The following is an 825-nucleotide window of genomic DNA, read 5'->3' on the forward strand; positions in this document are numbered from 1 at the left end:
GGTCGCGGTCCTGGCCCCGCCGCTGGGCGCGCCCTCCCGCGGGCGGCGCCGCCCGCACCCCTCCCTACAGTGGCGAGGTGCTCTCCAGACTCGCGCCGGCCCTGGCCGGCGCGCTCACCGGTGCCGCGGTCCTGACGCAGGTGGCGCACCCGCTGCTGCGCGGCGAGGCGCTGCGGTGCACCACGATCGGCTCGGTGGGCGTCTTCTGCGCGGCCTCGGTGGCCGACGCGGGCCGCCGCGGGGGCGTGCGCGGCGCCGCGACGGCGCTGGCGGCGGCCGGGGGGCTGGGGCTGCTGGCGGAGGCCGTGGGCACCCGCACCGGCCGGCCGTTCGGGCGGTACCGCTACGCGGGCACGCTGGGCCCGCAGGTGCTGGACGTGCCCGTGGTGGTGCCGCTGGCGTGGACGATGGTGGCCTGGCCCGCCGTGCAGCTGGGCCGCCGGCTGGCCCCGCGCGGGCGGTGGCGCCACGCGGCGGTCGTGGGCGCGGCGGCGTGGACGCTGGCCAGCTGGGACCTCTTCCTGGACCCGCAGATGACGGCGGCGGGGCACTGGAGCTTCGAGTCCCCGCACCCGCACCTGCCTGGCCTGCCGGGCATCCCGGTCGGCAACTACGCCGGCTGGCTGCTGACGGCCACCGCCATCTGCGCCGTGCTGCACGCGGCGCTGCCGGAGGAGCGCGAGCGCGAGGTGCCGCAGGCGGTGCCGGCGTGGCTGCTGGGCTGGACGTGGCTGGGCTCCACCCTCGGCAACGCCGTCTTCTTCCGGCGCCCGGCGGCGGCGCTGTGGGGCGGGGCGGCGATGGGCCTGACGGTGGGCCCGTACC

At 79.9% G+C, this 825-nt stretch carries 1 protein-coding gene; it reads left to right on the forward strand.

Features of this window, described 5'->3' with window-relative positions; all coding sequences use genetic code 11:
• Nucleotides 1-77 precede the first annotated feature (77 nt).
• On the forward strand, nucleotides 78-825 hold a 748-nt coding region (locus GTR00_RS21925; RefSeq protein WP_166613595.1), incomplete at its 3' end, for a carotenoid biosynthesis protein.

It is taken from the genome of Kineococcus indalonis, from assembly GCF_009906395.1.
In the GTDB taxonomy this organism is placed as follows: domain Bacteria; phylum Actinomycetota; class Actinomycetes; order Actinomycetales; family Kineococcaceae; genus Kineococcus; species Kineococcus indalonis.